Source organism: Exiguobacterium sp. SL-10 (assembly GCF_004337025.1).
Classification (GTDB): domain Bacteria; phylum Bacillota; class Bacilli; order Exiguobacteriales; family Exiguobacteriaceae; genus Exiguobacterium.
Genome location: NZ_SJUP01000001.1, coordinates 472,701 through 487,208 on the forward strand (window position 1 = coordinate 472,701; position 14,508 = coordinate 487,208).

15 protein-coding genes are annotated in these 14,508 nt (G+C 52.5%); 14 read left to right on the forward strand and 1 reads right to left on the reverse strand.

Going from position 1 to position 14,508, the window contains the following annotated elements; genetic code table 11:
* Position 1 precedes the first annotated feature (1 nt).
* The 6 genes from EVJ33_RS02390 to nth are packed head-to-tail and all read left to right on the forward strand — an operon-like array spanning position 2 to position 4,503.
* Positions 2-187 carry a YpmA family protein gene (locus EVJ33_RS02390; RefSeq protein ID WP_016509977.1) on the forward strand — a complete coding sequence of 62 codons (186 nt, stop codon included), beginning with the start codon at positions 2-4 and terminating at the stop codon, positions 185-187.
* 17 nt (positions 188-204) lie between these two features.
* Entirely contained in the window at positions 205-663 is a 459-nt protein-coding gene (locus EVJ33_RS02395; protein ID WP_236634506.1) for a hypothetical protein, read from the forward strand.
* Between the two features lie 21 nt (positions 664-684).
* Complete coding sequence (locus tag EVJ33_RS02400; protein ID WP_131434087.1) at positions 685-1,872, forward strand: pyridoxal phosphate-dependent aminotransferase; 1,188 nt, start codon at positions 685-687, stop codon at positions 1,870-1,872.
* Positions 1,873-1,892: 20 nt separating this feature from the next.
* Entirely contained in the window at positions 1,893-3,194 is a 1,302-nt protein-coding gene (asnS, locus tag EVJ33_RS02405) for an asparagine--tRNA ligase (protein ID WP_131434089.1), read from the forward strand.
* Between the two features lie 59 nt (positions 3,195-3,253).
* Positions 3,254-3,841, forward strand: coding sequence for a DnaD domain-containing protein (locus EVJ33_RS02410; RefSeq protein WP_131434091.1), 588 nt, complete (start codon positions 3,254-3,256; stop codon positions 3,839-3,841).
* Positions 3,841-4,503 (forward strand): endonuclease III, encoded by a 663-nt coding sequence (gene nth / locus EVJ33_RS02415; protein ID WP_131434093.1) that lies wholly within the window; start codon positions 3,841-3,843, stop codon positions 4,501-4,503. Before EVJ33_RS02410 ends, nth begins: the two co-directional genes overlap by 1 nt.
* Positions 4,504-4,542: 39 nt before the next feature.
* Here nth and EVJ33_RS02420 read toward each other — a convergent pair whose 3' ends face one another.
* Positions 4,543-5,394 (reverse strand): DUF3800 domain-containing protein, encoded by an 852-nt coding sequence (locus tag EVJ33_RS02420; protein WP_131434095.1) that lies wholly within the window; start codon positions 5,392-5,394, stop codon positions 4,543-4,545.
* Positions 5,395-5,757: 363 nt separating this feature from the next.
* Here EVJ33_RS02420 and recU point away from each other — a divergent pair, with 363 nt between their 5' ends.
* The 8 genes from recU to EVJ33_RS02460 all read left to right on the forward strand — a co-directional run bounded on the left by recU (position 5,758) and on the right by EVJ33_RS02460 (position 14,500).
* Positions 5,758-6,354 carry a Holliday junction resolvase RecU gene (gene recU / locus EVJ33_RS02425; protein WP_131434097.1) on the forward strand — a complete coding sequence of 199 codons (597 nt, stop codon included), beginning with the start codon at positions 5,758-5,760 and terminating at the stop codon, positions 6,352-6,354.
* A gap of 21 nt (positions 6,355-6,375) precedes the next feature.
* Complete coding sequence (locus tag EVJ33_RS02430; protein ID WP_131434099.1) at positions 6,376-8,994, forward strand: transglycosylase domain-containing protein; 2,619 nt, start codon at positions 6,376-6,378, stop codon at positions 8,992-8,994.
* Positions 8,995-9,083: 89 nt separating this feature from the next.
* Positions 9,084-9,644: a hypothetical protein gene (locus tag EVJ33_RS02435; protein ID WP_236634507.1), complete on the forward strand. Its 561-nt coding sequence runs from the start codon at positions 9,084-9,086 to the stop codon at positions 9,642-9,644.
* A 14-nt stretch (positions 9,645-9,658) separates the two neighbouring features.
* Positions 9,659-11,908 (forward strand): DEAD/DEAH box helicase, encoded by a 2,250-nt coding sequence (locus tag EVJ33_RS02440; protein WP_131434101.1) that lies wholly within the window; start codon positions 9,659-9,661, stop codon positions 11,906-11,908.
* Positions 11,905-13,062 carry a ribonuclease H-like domain-containing protein gene (locus EVJ33_RS02445; RefSeq protein ID WP_131434103.1) on the forward strand — a complete coding sequence of 386 codons (1,158 nt, stop codon included), beginning with the start codon at positions 11,905-11,907 and terminating at the stop codon, positions 13,060-13,062. Before EVJ33_RS02440 ends, EVJ33_RS02445 begins: the two co-directional genes overlap by 4 nt.
* On the forward strand, positions 13,059-13,604 hold the full coding sequence (locus tag EVJ33_RS02450; protein ID WP_131434105.1) for an SLOG family protein: 546 nt from the start codon (positions 13,059-13,061) through the stop codon (positions 13,602-13,604). The genes EVJ33_RS02445 and EVJ33_RS02450 overlap by 4 nt, the downstream gene beginning before the upstream one ends.
* A 5-nt stretch (positions 13,605-13,609) precedes the next feature.
* On the forward strand, positions 13,610-13,906 hold the full coding sequence (gene gpsB / locus EVJ33_RS02455; RefSeq protein WP_483297297.1) for a cell division regulator GpsB: 297 nt from the start codon (positions 13,610-13,612) through the stop codon (positions 13,904-13,906).
* A gap of 18 nt (positions 13,907-13,924) precedes the next feature.
* A complete protein-coding gene (locus tag EVJ33_RS02460; protein WP_131434109.1) occupies positions 13,925-14,500 on the forward strand; it encodes a nuclease-related domain-containing protein in 576 nt (191 codons plus the stop codon).
* Positions 14,501-14,508 lie beyond the last annotated feature (8 nt).

Genomic DNA, 14,508 nt, shown 5'->3' on the forward strand with positions numbered 1-14,508 from the left:
CATGAATTCGAATATTGAGACGTTGGCGACGGTTCGAATCGAGCCGACGGCAGACGTCTACAAAATTGTCGACTTGTTGAACCGCACGTTGAAGAGCCAAGATTTAATGTTCGGTCTTGCTTTAGAGAAAAAAGTGAATGATCCGAAGAAAGAAGAGATGGTGTTCACCATCTATCGGACGGAATGACACGGAAGACAAAAGTAGTGATTGCGTTCATGACGGCACTCATCGGTGTCGTCATCGTATTTAGTGGCATTTATTGGTTCACGGTCGGCCACACCGAGCGAACGAAAGAGAAGATGATCGAGGAAGCGCGTGAGCGACTCGTCGCCGAGCAACCGTCCGTATCGATTGAACGTGCCGAGTTGTTCAACGGGACAGAACCGTACGTCGTCTTCGAGGAGACGGATCGGGTCCAGTTCGTGCCAGTCGATGATAAGTTGCCAATCGTGACACGGGATATCGCGACGGTCGATTTGGATCAAATCTGTGCCGACTCGGTCGCGGAGACCGGTGGTACGCTCGTCAGCTGTAAGTATGGCTTCGACGAACGGGCATTGATCGAGGTCGTGACAAAAGCGGGCACGTCTTACACGTACTCGTATTATACGCTCCAAGCGGGCGAATTCATTCGACGGGTCCAATTGACGGACTCGCCTTGACGAAACTAGAGGGGGATCTCCATGGAACATCTATTGGCACAACGTGTAAAGCAGTTGACACCTTCAACAACACTCGCCATCACGGCGAAAGCGAAAGCGTTAAAAGCGTCGGGTCAAGACGTGATTGGGCTAGGGGCCGGCGAACCGGACTTCAATACGCCTGAACGCATCATCGAGGCGGCCTGTCAGGCCGCACGCGATGGCGATACGAAGTATACCCCATCTGGCGGGACGGTCGCACTCAAAGACGCAATCATCGAAAAGACGAAACGCGACAGCAACTTGACGTTCACCCGTCCGGAGGTCATGGTCGCTTCCGGTGCGAAACACGCCCTCTATGCACTTTTCCAAGCGATTTTAGATGAAGGGGACGAGGTCATCATCCCAGTACCGTATTGGGTCAGTTATCCGGAGCAAGTGAAGCTCGCGGACGGCGTCCCGGTCTACGTCGACACGAACGAGGCGACGATGTTCAAATTGACGCCTGAGCTGCTCGAAGCGGCCATCACGGACCGGACGAAGGCGGTCATCTTGAACAGCCCATCGAACCCGACCGGTATGATTTATACAGAGTCCGAACTGTCGGCGCTTGCAGACGTCGTCAAACGGCACGATTTGCTCGTCGTCAGTGACGAGATTTATGAGAAACTCGTCTATGGCGATGCGGAGTTCGTCTCGATCGCGACGTTGCCTGACATGCGAGACCGGACCATCATCATCAACGGCGTCTCGAAGTCGCATGCGATGACGGGATGGCGCATCGGCTATGCGGTCGGTGATAAGACGATCATCGAGGCGATGACGAATCTCGCGTCGCACTCGACATCGAATCCGACGTCGATCGCGCAAGCGGCGGCGGTCGAAGCATACAACGGATCGCAAGATGATGTCGAGATGATGCGCGTTTCGTTCGCTGAACGACTCGAGATCGTCTATGATCGACTCATCTCAATCCCAGGGATCACATGTTTGAAGCCGCAAGGCGCATTTTACTTATATGCCAACGCCAAAGAAGCGGCCACGATGAGCGGTTACGACTCGGTCGATGCGTGGTGCGAGGCCGTTCTCGGTGAGGCGTTCGTCGCGCTCGTCCCGGGCTCAGGTTTCGGACAGGACGACTACGTCCGCTTGTCTTATGCAACAGAATTAAAACGGGTATTAGAAGCGCTCGATCGAGTGGAAGACTTCATTACACGTAACGCTCGATAAGCGAAAGGATGGATATGAACATGACAACTATTTCAATCAGCCAATTTAAAGACTATGAAGGCCAGACGGTCCGGGTCGGAGCTTGGATCGCCAACAAACGTTCGAGCGGGAAAATCGCGTTCCTTCAACTTCGTGATGGGAGCGGCTTTGCCCAAGCTGTCGTCGTCAAAGCCGACGTAGCTGAAGATTTGTTTGCGCTCGCTAAAGGCGTGACGCAAGAGACTTCGGTCTGGGTCACAGGTACGGTCAAATCGGACGGCGGACGCACGCCGCTCGGCTTCGAACTCGAAGTGACGGCGATGGAAGTGATCGCGGAATCGGTCGACTATCCGATTACACCGAAAGAGCACGGGACAGAGTTCTTGATGGACAACCGTCACCTATGGCTCCGTTCACGCCGTCAGCACGCGATCATGAAAGTCCGTAATGAATTGATCCGGGCCACGTACGAGTTCTACAACCAAGAAGGCTTCGTGAAAATCGACCCACCGATCATCACGTCTAGCGCTCCGGAAGGCACGACAGAATTGTTCGAGACGGATTACTTCGGACAGCCGGCCTATTTGTCACAAACGGGCCAACTTTACATGGAGGCTGCCGCAATGGCACTCGGGAAAGTATTCTCGTTCGGACCGACGTTCCGGGCTGAAAAATCGAAGACACGCCGCCACTTGATTGAGTTCTGGATGATTGAGCCGGAGATGGCGTTCTTCGACCACGATATGAGCCTCGAGCTCCAAGAGCGCTACGTCTCGTACATCGCCAAATCGGCGCTCGAGAACTGCCGCAACGAATTGGAACTGCTCGGACGCGACTTGTCAAAACTTGAGAAAGTACAAGCACCGTTCCCGCGCGTCCGTTACACGGATGCGATCAAGTTCTTGAAAGAGGAAGGCTTTGACGACATCGAGTACGGCGACGATTTCGGCGCGCCGCACGAGACGGCCATCGCCAACGCGCATGACCTCCCGGTGTTCATCACACATTGGCCGAAAGATATCAAACCGTTCTACATGAAAGTCGACCCGGAGAACCCGGAACTCGTCCTTTGTGCCGACTTGATCGCGCCAGAAGGTTATGGCGAAATCATCGGCGGCTCGCAGCGTGAAGACGACTACGACCGTTTGAAGGAAGAGATTATCAAAGAAGGCCTCGATGAGACAGATGCTTACGATTGGTATCTCGAACTCCGTAAATACGGATCGGTTCCGCATTCTGGATTCGGTCTCGGCCTTGAGCGGACGGTCGCTTGGATTAGCGGCATCGAACATATCCGCGAAGCGATTCCATTCCCACGTCTCTTAAACCGCATTCACCCATAATCGCCGATCGGGGATGACGTTGTCTTCCCCGATTGATTTGTCTAGAAAGGATGTGCGACATGGATGCACATAATATAATCAAGCTGTTCGAACAAAATCCAGTCGTCGTTCCGAGGAAACTGTTCACCGAGGCACGTCGCCTCAACTTGACGCCGATTGAGTTCAATCTCGTCATCCATCTGCTGGAAATGATCGGGGAAGGCATCGAGATGCCGCTTCCGAGTGAACTCGGAGACCGGATGAACGTGGCCGAGAGCGAGGCCCGCGCCGTGTTGCTCGGTCTGCTCCAAAAAGAGTTGATTGCCATCGATGCGTCGGCCGAGGTCGAACGGTACAGTCTGCTCCCGTTATTCTTAGCACTCGATGAAGGGGCAACCTCTGAAAAATCGGCCCATTCGTTGAATGAGAACATCATTCATACGTTTGAGCGCGAGTTCGGGACGATTACCCCGTTTGAGATTGAGCAGATCGTCGGCTGGTTGACCGAGGACGGCTTCAGTGAAGAGCTGATCATGGCTGCGCTTCGGGAAGCGAAACTACGCAACGTGCGCAACTTCAAATATATGGACAAGATTCTCCGGGTGTGGCAAGACCATAACGTCGAGTCGCTCGAGGACCTCGTCGATTATCAACGGAGGAAAAAGTGATGTTGACGAGAGCCCAATTGTCGGAAGTGTCGGACACGATGCGTCGCATGTTCCCGGACGCCCACTGTGAGTTGACGCACCGCAACCCGTTCGAGCTCGTCGTGGCCGTGGCCTTATCGGCGCAAGCGACCGATGCGCTCGTCAACAAAGTGACGCCTGGTCTGTTCGAGGCCTATCCGACCGTCGAACAGATGGCAGCGGCCGACGTCGCCGACATCGAGGCGTTAATCAAACGCATCGGTCTGTATCGCAATAAAGCGAAAAACGTGAAGGCGCTCTCGATGCAAATCGTGGAACGTCACGACGGAATCGTCCCGTCCGACCGTGAATCGCTCGAGGCATTGCCTGGCGTCGGACGCAAAACGGCGAACGTCGTCTTGTCCGTCGCGTTTCATGAACCGGCGTTCGCCGTCGATACGCATGTCGAGCGCGTCTCGAAACGGCTCGGTATCTGTCGCTGGAAAGACAACGTCCGCCAAGTCGAGGACACGCTCATGAAGAAGTTCCCACGTGAAGAATGGTCACAGCTCCATCACCAGTTCATCTTCTTCGGACGCTATCATTGTAAAGCGCAACGTCCTGCCTGCGAGACGTGTCCGCTGCTCGATATGTGCCGCGAAGGGAAGAAACGAATGAAGTCCAAGCAAGCGAAGGGACAATGAACGAAAAAACTGCCTTGCCGATATTCGGCAAGGCAGTTTTCAATGGTTCCACGGATGGTCGCTCCATTCGCGGCGTTTTTTCGTGATCGGTACTTTTTTGAATCCCCAGTTACGGAAATCTTGGTCAGGACTTTCTTTACGAATGTAAATCTTGTCCTTGATGGCTTTGAAGATCCGGTTCTCATCCCCATAATGGACGAACCGTGGTTTCACTTCGATGACGCCACGGCGCACACGCGAGAGCGGGAGGCAGACGAGGTCAGCGATTTCAAGCCCAGACTGATAGATTGTATGTTGTTTCTCCGAGAAGATGAAGCCTTTGATCTTTTGTCGGGACTTTTCGACATCGAGATGGACTGTTCCCGAATTGAAGATGTCGAAGAACGCCTTTTGGATGAGTAAATTCTGATAATCATCACGCGACTCCAAGACGACACGGGCGCTGACTGCTTCCGTCTCTTCTAAAAACGCATAAAACGATTTCATCAAGTGGGCGAAAGCGACGACGTACGGATCTTTCGGTGTCGAATAGAAGTCGCGGAGTTTTTGTTTATCGACTTCGACACTGATGATCGTACAGTTAATGTCGCGCAGAAAATCCGGCAACTTGTTCCAAAAGTCACGAAGCATATCGATCGTGATACCGTCCTCTTTCCCATACGGATGCTCGGCCTTCAAGATCTCTTTTAAATGGAGCGGGATATTCTCCGTCTTGAACACATCGCGCTTGAAGGCATGTAATCGGCGCTTCAACTCGCACGGTATCCCGGCTTCGTCGGCATCGATCGCATATTTATATTCCATCAATACGCCGGTAAGGTTGAACTGGGTATTCCCTTTAGGCGTGCCCGTCTCGTCGACGAACATGACATACTTCTTTTGTGTTTCCATCTTACTCCTCCAACCATGGCCCAACCGCTTATCTAAGCGAGCCTGCTAATTGTTTTCCAACCTTGGTTTACGCTGCTGATTGCACATTAATTGCACACTTTTTCAAACTTACGTCAATCTGCGTTTAATCCGTCTTGATTATGGCTAATAAGTAGAAGACTTATTTCAGAAAAATAAATAGCTCTTCCGTAACAAGGTCGTGTCAATTTGACTACACAATGAACTACCTACTAGTTTAACATACGGGAGTTTGGTACGATATGGATTGCGGAAAATCCACAGAGGAGTCGAGCGACAGAACTCGACAATCAGACTTCAGACGGAAGGAACGGCTGGACCAACCTGTTAAACTAGAGACTAGGGGTGACGACATTGTTCCATTATCCGAACGGGAAAAAGCCGAAACCTGCGGCAACGCCGGTCCGCTCTAATCCGCAGACGTACGCGAACCGAGGAATGAACCTCGAGACGCTGCTGAACGACACGAACGAGTTTTACCGACTTCACGGGCGAGCGGTCATCCATAAGAAACCGACACCACTGCAAATCGTGAAAGTCGATTACCCGAAACGGAGCGCGGCGAAAGTGACCGAAGCGTATTTCAAGCAAGCGTCGACGACCGATTATAACGGGGTGTATCGCGGGAGATATATCGATTTCGAGGCGAAGGAGACGAACAATAAGACGTCGTTCCCGCTTGGAAACTTCCACGACCACCAAATCAACCATATGCGCGAGTGTGAGCGGCATGGAGGGGTTTGTTTTGTCATCATTCGGTTTAGCCGCTATAATACGCAATATGTGTTATCAACGGAGCAATTATTAGTTTGGTGGGAACAGCGCGAATCAGGACGTAAGTCGATTCCGCTCTCCTATATCGAGCAAGAAGCAATTGAAGTTCCAACCCGGGCGATGCCGGCCGTTGATTATTTGACGGCGATTGAGGCGTGGCTCGATTGAAATAGAAGGAGTGAAGCATGAATGGAACGAAGTCGGATGGCACGTCGACAAGATACGACGACCAATAAACGTAAACCAGCGGCCAAAAAGTCGAAACAAAAGACGAAAAAATCGAAGTTTCGGCGCATATTCACGATACTAGGGATTTTGTTCATTATCGGCGTCATCGCCGGCGGCGCATACACGGCGTATGCAATCGCGACGGCACCACCGCTCGACGAAGAGAAGTTGGTCGATACGTACCCGATTCAGCTGTTATCAGCTGAAGGAGAGCCGCTCGAAGGAAGCGGACAAATTCGGGAGTACGTCTCCATCGATGACATTTCGGAAGTGATGCAACAAGCGGTCATCTCGATCGAGGACCGCCGCTTCTATGAACATAATGGAATCGACTTGCGCCGGATTGGTGGCGCCGTGGTCGCGAACTTGACGGACGGCTTTGGGGCCGAAGGCGGTTCGACGATCACGCAGCAACTCGTTAAACAATCGTTCTTGTCGACCGACAAGAAATTGAAGCGGAAGCTGCAAGAACAGTGGCTCGCCATCAAACTTGAGCGCGAGTACACGAAAGAGCAAATCCTCGAGATGTACTTGAACAAAAACTATTATGGTACAGGCGGGTATGGTGTCCAGACGGCATCAAAACGCTACTTCAATAAACCGGTCTCAGAAGTGAACTACCAAGAGGCGGCCATTTTAGCGGGTCTCCCGCAACGTCCGAGCGCCTATGACCCGATCAACGGGGATCAGGAACTGACGCGTTATCGTCAAGAGCAAGTGCTCTCAGCGATGAAGCGAGATGGACATATCACGGAAGAAGAATACAACCAGGCACTTGACGTCGAGATTGCTGACGTCATCTCGCCAGGTGAAGAAACAGAAGAAGAGACGTACACGCGCTCGATTTACGCTCGCGTCCAAGCCGAGCTCGAGGAAGACTATGGTCTCGAGCAGGCCGACATTTACGGGACGGGCTTGAAAGTGTATACGTCCATCAATAAAGACTTGCATACAAAGTTCAATAGCGATATTAAGAATGATAACGTCAACCTTCCAACAAGTGCGTTCCCAGAAGATCTTCGTATGGGAGCGACCGTGTTGAACACGAAGACGGGTGAAATCGTCGCCGTCATCGACAGTGAACAGGCGAAACAAGGCGATAAGAACTATCGCGACTATTCGCGCGAGAAACGCCAAATCGGATCGACGGCGAAGCCGTTCTTCGATTACGGTCCAGGGATTGAAAACGCGCAATGGTCGACCGGGAAAGTATTGATTGACAAAGCGTTTGACGAGGATGAAAATTATAAGCCTCTAAACTATTACGAAGGTTTCCGTGGTGCCAACACGATGCGCTATTACTTGACAATCTCGGGTAACACACCGGCCGTCCGTGCCTTCTATGAAGTACGTGACGAGTTCGGCCAAGAGGCGATTCAATCGTTCGTCGAGAACGTCGGCATCGAGCCGTCGATGTCGGGCGACGAGATGAACGCCTCGAACGCACTCGGGACGGCGGAAGCAAGCACGACACAAATGGCGGCTGCTTACGCTGCGCTCGGAACGAACGGCATGTATACGAAGCCGCACGTCATCCAAAAAATCGAGTTCAACGACGGCTCGACGATCAACTCGCCGATTAAAGCGAAGCAGGCGATGGAAGACTATACAGCCTATATGTTGACGGACATGCTTCGTGACGTCGTCAGCGGGTCGAACGGGACGTATGAACCAGGCGCGTTCCCGTACGACGTCGCCGGGAAGACCGGGACGACGAACGATGATAAGGGCGATGAGAAGGACAAATGGTTCACCGGTTATACGACCGACTACTCGATTTCGGTATGGACGGGCCGTTCAAATGACATACCAGTATCGGTGTTCAAACCGAACTACGCCCAATATTACTTCGAGTATATGATGCAAGAAGTGACAAGAGCGACGGGTCAACCGGATCGCTTCCAACAACCGGAATCGGTGCTTTCGCTCGGGAACGAGTTGTACGTCAAAGGGACGAAACCGAAAGACTTACAGCCGGACAAACTTGCTGCGCCGACCGGCGCATCAGTCGACTATGACGTACCGGGTGAAACGGGGACGCTCTCATGGTCGTACGACAAACAAGCGGTTCAAGCCGCTGGTTACCAAGGACTTTCGTTCACGGTGACGGAGAAACGTCCAGACGGTAGCGAGCGTGTCGTCGGGACGACTGAAGACACGAGTATCGCCATCTCCGGACTCGGTGAAGGGGAGACGACGTTCACGATTGTGGCTAACGCGACGAACGCGCTCGTCGGTGACCAACAGTCGAGCCCGCTTCAAACTTCTTATACGGTCGAACGAAGCGAAGAGCCTGCGGCCGAAGAGGAAGAAGAACCAGCCACGGAAGAGACGCCTCCTGAAGAGGAAGGCGAGCAAACCGATGGTGAGAACAACGGCAATAACGAAAACAATGAGAATAACGGAAACGACAACAACACCGAAGACGAGAACACGGAAGAACCGACCGAAGAAGAACCGACAACCGATGAGGAATCGGATTCGGACGGGGACGTTGACCGTCAATCGACATCAGACTCGGAAGGCCGTGACAACGGCAACGGGAATGGGAATGGGAATGGCAACGGTGGTCGTGATTGAACCGACTCACTGGAAACAGGGCGACATCAGCGCCCTGTTTTTCTGTTTCATTTGCTATAATGAAAAGAAAGCGAATAGGATGGTGACACATGGTACAACTCTCATTGAAACGTAAGATGAAAGTATTGTTTGTGATCGACCGACTGCAAGAGGATGATTTAGGCATCCCGTTACATGGCGTCAATGGCTTGAAGATGGGCCGGTTGCTCCTCGAGGAATCGATTCCGTTCGGACGCTTGATTGATGATCAAGCCGTGGCCGAGGCCAGTGGCCATCCCTATTTGAAACGGATCGGCGTCGAGACGATGTTTCTCGGCGACGAGTCATATTACCCTGAACTTCTGCAGGGCAAGCGCCAAGCGCTCGCGACGCATGAAGATTATCATAAAGCGGTGCAGCGTTACACGAAGCATTTACAAGCGGTCCACTCGAAGTGTACGAAGCTACATACCATCGTCTTGTTCGGACGCTCGACGCAACGGTTGTTTGACGATGCGATCACGCGTCTCGAAGAAGAAAATGAGCATGTCGCCGATTCGTTTAAAGCGATGGACGTGCTCCGTTTGCCGGCCGTCCATCGGCTCGTACGCGACGAACGGATCAGCCAAGTCAAGGCTGTCGTGGAACGTCTCGCACCTTCGAAATCATAAAGAAGGTGAACTCTATGCGGAAAAAACGTTCCGTGGAAGAAATGATTCAGACGCTGAAGACCGACCCGGGTTTTTCGGGCAACGTGACGCATTGGCACACGGTCGAGGCGAAGCCGGCCCGGTATGCGCCGATTCCATCGAGCGTCCCGCCAGATCTCGTCCGAGTGCTCCATGGCCGCGGAATCGAACAACTATACACCCATCAAGCCGAAGCAATCGAGCAGACGTCTCGCGGCAACTCGACGGTCATCGTCACCCCGACCGCTTCCGGGAAGACGCTCTGTTACAATTTGCCGGTTTTATCGAAAATGATTGAACAACCGACGGCCCGGGCGCTCTACCTTTATCCGACAAAAGCGCTCGCCCAAGACCAAAACAGTGATTTGATGGAGATGGTCGAGGCGCTCGAAGGTGACCTTCGTTGTTTCACATACGATGGGGACACGGCGCCAGCGGCTCGTACGAAAGTGCGGGACGCCGGCAATATCGTCATCACGAATCCGGATATGCTTCACTCTGGAATCTTGCCGCACCATACAAAATGGATTCGATTGTTCGAGAACTTGGAATACATTGTTGTCGACGAGTTGCATACGTACCGAGGGGTATTCGGTAGCCACGTCGCCAACGTGTTCCGCCGCCTGAAACGGATCTGTGCCTATTACGGGAGTCATCCGAAATGGATCATGACGTCGGCGACGATTGCCAACCCGGTCGAGTTGGCTGAACTGTTGACCGAGGAAGACGTCGTCCTCGTTGACAATAACGGGGCACCACAAGGGAAGAAACATTTGATTTTTTACAATCCGCCCGTCGTCAATGAGGCGCTCGGGATTCGTCGGAGCGCCACGCTCGAGACGAAGCGGATTGCCTCAAAGCTCGTCGAAGCGGACATTCAGACGATCGTCTTCGCCCGCTCACGGGTACGGGTCGAGGTGTTGTTGACGTATTTACAAGAACTGACGCGGCGCGAGCTCGGTCCTAAGTCGATCGTTGGCTATCGAGGTGGTTATTTGCCGTCAGAACGCCGTGAAATCGAGCGCCGCCTCCGGAACGGGGAAATCAAAGCCGTCGTCTCGACGAATGCGCTCGAGCTCGGTGTCGATATCGGCCAGTTGCAAGCCTGTGTCTTAAACGGATATCCAGGGACGGTCGCATCGATGTGGCAACAGGCGGGCCGGGCCGGACGCCGTCATTCCGAGGCGCTCGTCATTTTTGTCGCCTCATCGTCATCGCTCGACCAACTCGTCGTCGAGCAGCCCGATTTGATTTTAGACCGGTCTCCGGAAGCGGCCCGGCTCGACCCGAACAATTTGATCATTCTCGTCGACCATATGAAATGTTCCGCGTTCGAACTGCCTTTCCAAAAAGGGGAACGGTTCGGGACGGTCGAGACGGAAGACATTCTCGATTTCTTGACGGACGCGCACATCTTGCATGAACGGGCCAATAAATATTATTGGATGACCGACGCGTTCCCGGCTCACGACATCTCGCTTCGGACGAGTGACCAAGAGAACGTCGTTATCGTCGATCAAACCGCGAAGAACCAAGTCATCGGCGAGATGGATACGTTCAGCGCGATGACGTTACTGCATGACGAGGCCATCTATTTGCATGGAGCCGAGCAATATCAGGTCGAACGACTCGACTTTGAAGAGAAAAAAGCGTACGTCCGACGTGTCGACGTCGACTACTATACGGACTCCAATTTGGCGGTCGAACTGAAAGTGTTAGAAGAGAACAAGACGACCGGCGTGAAGACGTTCGGGGAAGTGTCGGTCATCGCGATGGCTACACTGTTCAAGAAAATCAAATTTGGGACGCACGAGAATATCGGTTCCGGACCAATCCATTTGCCTGAACGAGAACTGCACACGACGGCGACTTGGTTCACGCTAGACGACCGGTTCGCGTACTCGGAAGCCGATATGGAAGATCAGCTTGAAGCAGTCAGCGATCTCTTGCGGCGGCTCGCCCCGCTCTATTTGATGTGTGACACGCTCGACTTGTTCACGACGATTCAAATGAAAGCGACCCATACGAACAAACCGACCGTCTATTTATACGACCGCTATCCAGGCGGAATCGGGCTGAGCGAAGCACTTTATCGCGACGCCGATGAGGTCTTGGACGCGGCCATTCGTACGATCGAGGACTGCCCGTGCGAGAGCGGTTGTCCGCGTTGCGTCGGAATGATCGGCTACGGTGATTTCAAACAGCAGGTCGTCAGACAGTTGCATGCATTGAAAGGAACGATATGAAAGCAAAACTATCACGACTCATCAAAACGAATGAACCGAAACAAGTCGCCGTTACACCGGACGACGTCGAACAGGCGAAATGGCGAGATCGAGGCGGAGAAATCTTGACGTTCGAACAAGAGTGGTGCGTTCGACTGAAGCAGATTTACCCGCTCGACGAGACGTATCATGACTATACGTTCGGAGAGGCGAAAGCCTCGCTCGCGAGATCGACCCATCCGTTCTTTCAAGTCGATGTCCCATCCGAACAGGTATTGTTCATGGATACCGAGACGACGGGGCTCCGCGGATCGGGAACTTCGATCTTTTTAATCGGATTCGCACGTTTCCAAAGGGACCATCTCGAGATGATCCAGTACGTGTTACCGCACCCGGCGTTCGAGACGGCGTTTTATTATCACTTTTTGAACGACATCGGCGACGAGGTACGTTTCGTGACGTATAACGGCAAGTCGTTCGACTGGCCCCAAATCAAAACGAGGCACACGTTCGTCCGCTCAAAAGTCAAGGCGCTGCCAGCCGTCGGCCATGTCGATTTGTTGCATGCCTCGCGGCGATTGCTCAAACCGACGCTCGAATCGGTCTCGCTCAAAGCGGTTGAGGCACATTTCGGCCACGCCCGGACAGATGACCTACCGGGATTTTTGGCACCGATGCACTATTTCCAATATGTGAAGGACCGGGAACCGGATATTTTACAGCCGGTCATCGACCACCATCACGCCGACTGCTTAAGTCTCGTCTCGCTCTATAAACGGCTCTGTCATCTCGTCGAAGCTGACGAGACACCGTTCGGCGAAGAACGGGCGCACTGGTTGAACGATCTCGGCAACGCCGAGGCGGCGCTTCAAGAATATGAACGCCTCGAACGGCCGACGAAACGTGCCTTGATGCGTCAAGCGTTGCTGTTGAAACGGACCGGCCAGATGGAGCAGGCGCTGCCGCTGTTCGAACAGGTCGGTACGGTCGAGGCACTCGTCGAATTGGCGAAATACGCCGAACATCGCCAAAAAGATATCAATCGGGCCATCACCTATACCGAACAGGCCATCGCCTTGGCAGAACGGAAAGAGACGGTGCTTCGACAGACCGCCTTGACCGAGATGCGAGCGCTGCGCCATCGGATGAACCGGCTAGAAAGGAAGCGAACATGAAAGTTGTCGCCATCACAGGATATCGGCCGCATGAGCTCGGTATTTTTAAAGCAGACCATCCTGGTATCGACATCATCAAAGAAGCGTATGAACGAAAAATAGTCGAAACCATCGAACTTGGGGCCGAATGGTTCATTTTTAGTGGCACGAACGGTTGTGAATTATGGGCTGGAGAAGTATTGTTAGAGTTAAGAGAAACATATCCAATCAAAATCGCCGTATTTCCACCTTTTTTACAGATGGAAGAGAAGTATAAACCGTATGAGCAAGAATTGTTCATTCGTTTACAGCTCGAGGCTGACTTTTTTGAAGCACTGACCCAGCGTCCTTACGAAGACCCGAGCCAGTTGCGCGCAAAAACCGCCTTCTTTTTAGACAAAGCAGCAGGATTAATCACGCTGTATGACGAAGAGACGGGAGGAAGCCCTCGCTTTCTCGTCGAAGGGGCTAAACGAAAACACCAGATGGAGTTATTCTTGATCACGCAGGAAGAGTTGCGCGTGATTGAAGAAGAAAAACAATGGGAACAACATTGGGAGTGAATATGATGCAAACTGAATTAACAGCTGAAGCTATTTATAAACAAGAGTTCAAGACCGCCCTTCGTGGGTATTCACAGGAAGAAGTCGACCAATTTTTAGACGTCGTCATCCGCGATTATGAGAAGATGACGAAAGAAATCGAGCGGTTGCGTCAAGAGAACGAATCGCTCCGTCGTGGTTCGAATGAACAAACAGAGCCGCTCAAACCTGCCCAACCGGTCGCGTCGAACTATGACATGTTGCGTCGCATCTCGAATTTAGAAAAGGCTGTCTTCGGAAAACAGGTCGGTCCAAGCGAATAAAGTGAGGAGGTGGGAACGATGTTACAAGTATTGACGGCCGTCAAAAAAGAGCCTGAAAAACGACAGACGAAAGGCTTGTTCCGCACGAAAGAAGAAGTCATCACACCGCCGAAGTCGTACACGGACGAGATTGTCGAAATCATCCGTCACACATGCCGGTTTGATTGGATGATGATCGAACAAGTCGAACTCGGTGATGATGTGCTCGATTATGTATTGGTCGGCCCGAAAGGCGTCTTTTTAGTCCGCATCAATCGGACGACGTCGGCCGTCCATATGACGAACCGTGACTGTCGTCTCGAGACGCCGCTCGGTTGGAAAAACATCTATCCACATCCGATGGAAGAACTTGAGCGGATGACGAAGCACGTCCGGAGCGTCTTGAAGAGGCAATGCGGACAGGCTGTCCCCGTCACGTCATTTTTAATTTTCCCTGAGACGCCGCGTCTCAAAGTCGAACGCATTAAGGCGAACTGTGCCGATACGTTCGATGTGATCGACGACGTCATCACGAAAACGAAGCTCGAGCTGTTATCGGAGGCGACAATTAAACACATTGCCTACTATTGCTCGGAGCGTCAAGTACATAAATAAAAATGGCG

Coding starts and splice junctions, on each gene's coding strand:
- asnS (WP_131434089.1), top strand. CDS start 1,893: ATGACAACTATTTCAATCAGCCAATTTAAAGACTATGAAGGCCAGACG.
- EVJ33_RS02460 (WP_131434109.1), top strand. CDS start 13,925: ATGTTACAAGTATTGACGGCCGTCAAAAAAGAGCCTGAAAAACGACAG.
- EVJ33_RS02410 (WP_131434091.1), top strand. CDS start 3,254: ATGGATGCACATAATATAATCAAGCTGTTCGAACAAAATCCAGTCGTC.
- EVJ33_RS02390 (WP_016509977.1), top strand. CDS start 2: ATGAATTCGAATATTGAGACGTTGGCGACGGTTCGAATCGAGCCGACG.
- EVJ33_RS02445 (WP_131434103.1), top strand. CDS start 11,905: ATGAAAGCAAAACTATCACGACTCATCAAAACGAATGAACCGAAACAA.
- EVJ33_RS02440 (WP_131434101.1), top strand. CDS start 9,659: ATGCGGAAAAAACGTTCCGTGGAAGAAATGATTCAGACGCTGAAGACC.
- EVJ33_RS02435 (WP_236634507.1), top strand. CDS start 9,084: ATGGTACAACTCTCATTGAAACGTAAGATGAAAGTATTGTTTGTGATC.
- EVJ33_RS02450 (WP_131434105.1), top strand. CDS start 13,059: ATGAAAGTTGTCGCCATCACAGGATATCGGCCGCATGAGCTCGGTATT.
- EVJ33_RS02430 (WP_131434099.1), top strand. CDS start 6,376: ATGGAACGAAGTCGGATGGCACGTCGACAAGATACGACGACCAATAAA.
- EVJ33_RS02420 (WP_131434095.1), bottom strand. CDS start 5,394: ATGGAAACACAAAAGAAGTATGTCATGTTCGTCGACGAGACGGGCACG.
- gpsB (WP_483297297.1), top strand. CDS start 13,610: ATGCAAACTGAATTAACAGCTGAAGCTATTTATAAACAAGAGTTCAAG.
- nth (WP_131434093.1), top strand. CDS start 3,841: ATGTTGACGAGAGCCCAATTGTCGGAAGTGTCGGACACGATGCGTCGC.
- EVJ33_RS02400 (WP_131434087.1), top strand. CDS start 685: ATGGAACATCTATTGGCACAACGTGTAAAGCAGTTGACACCTTCAACA.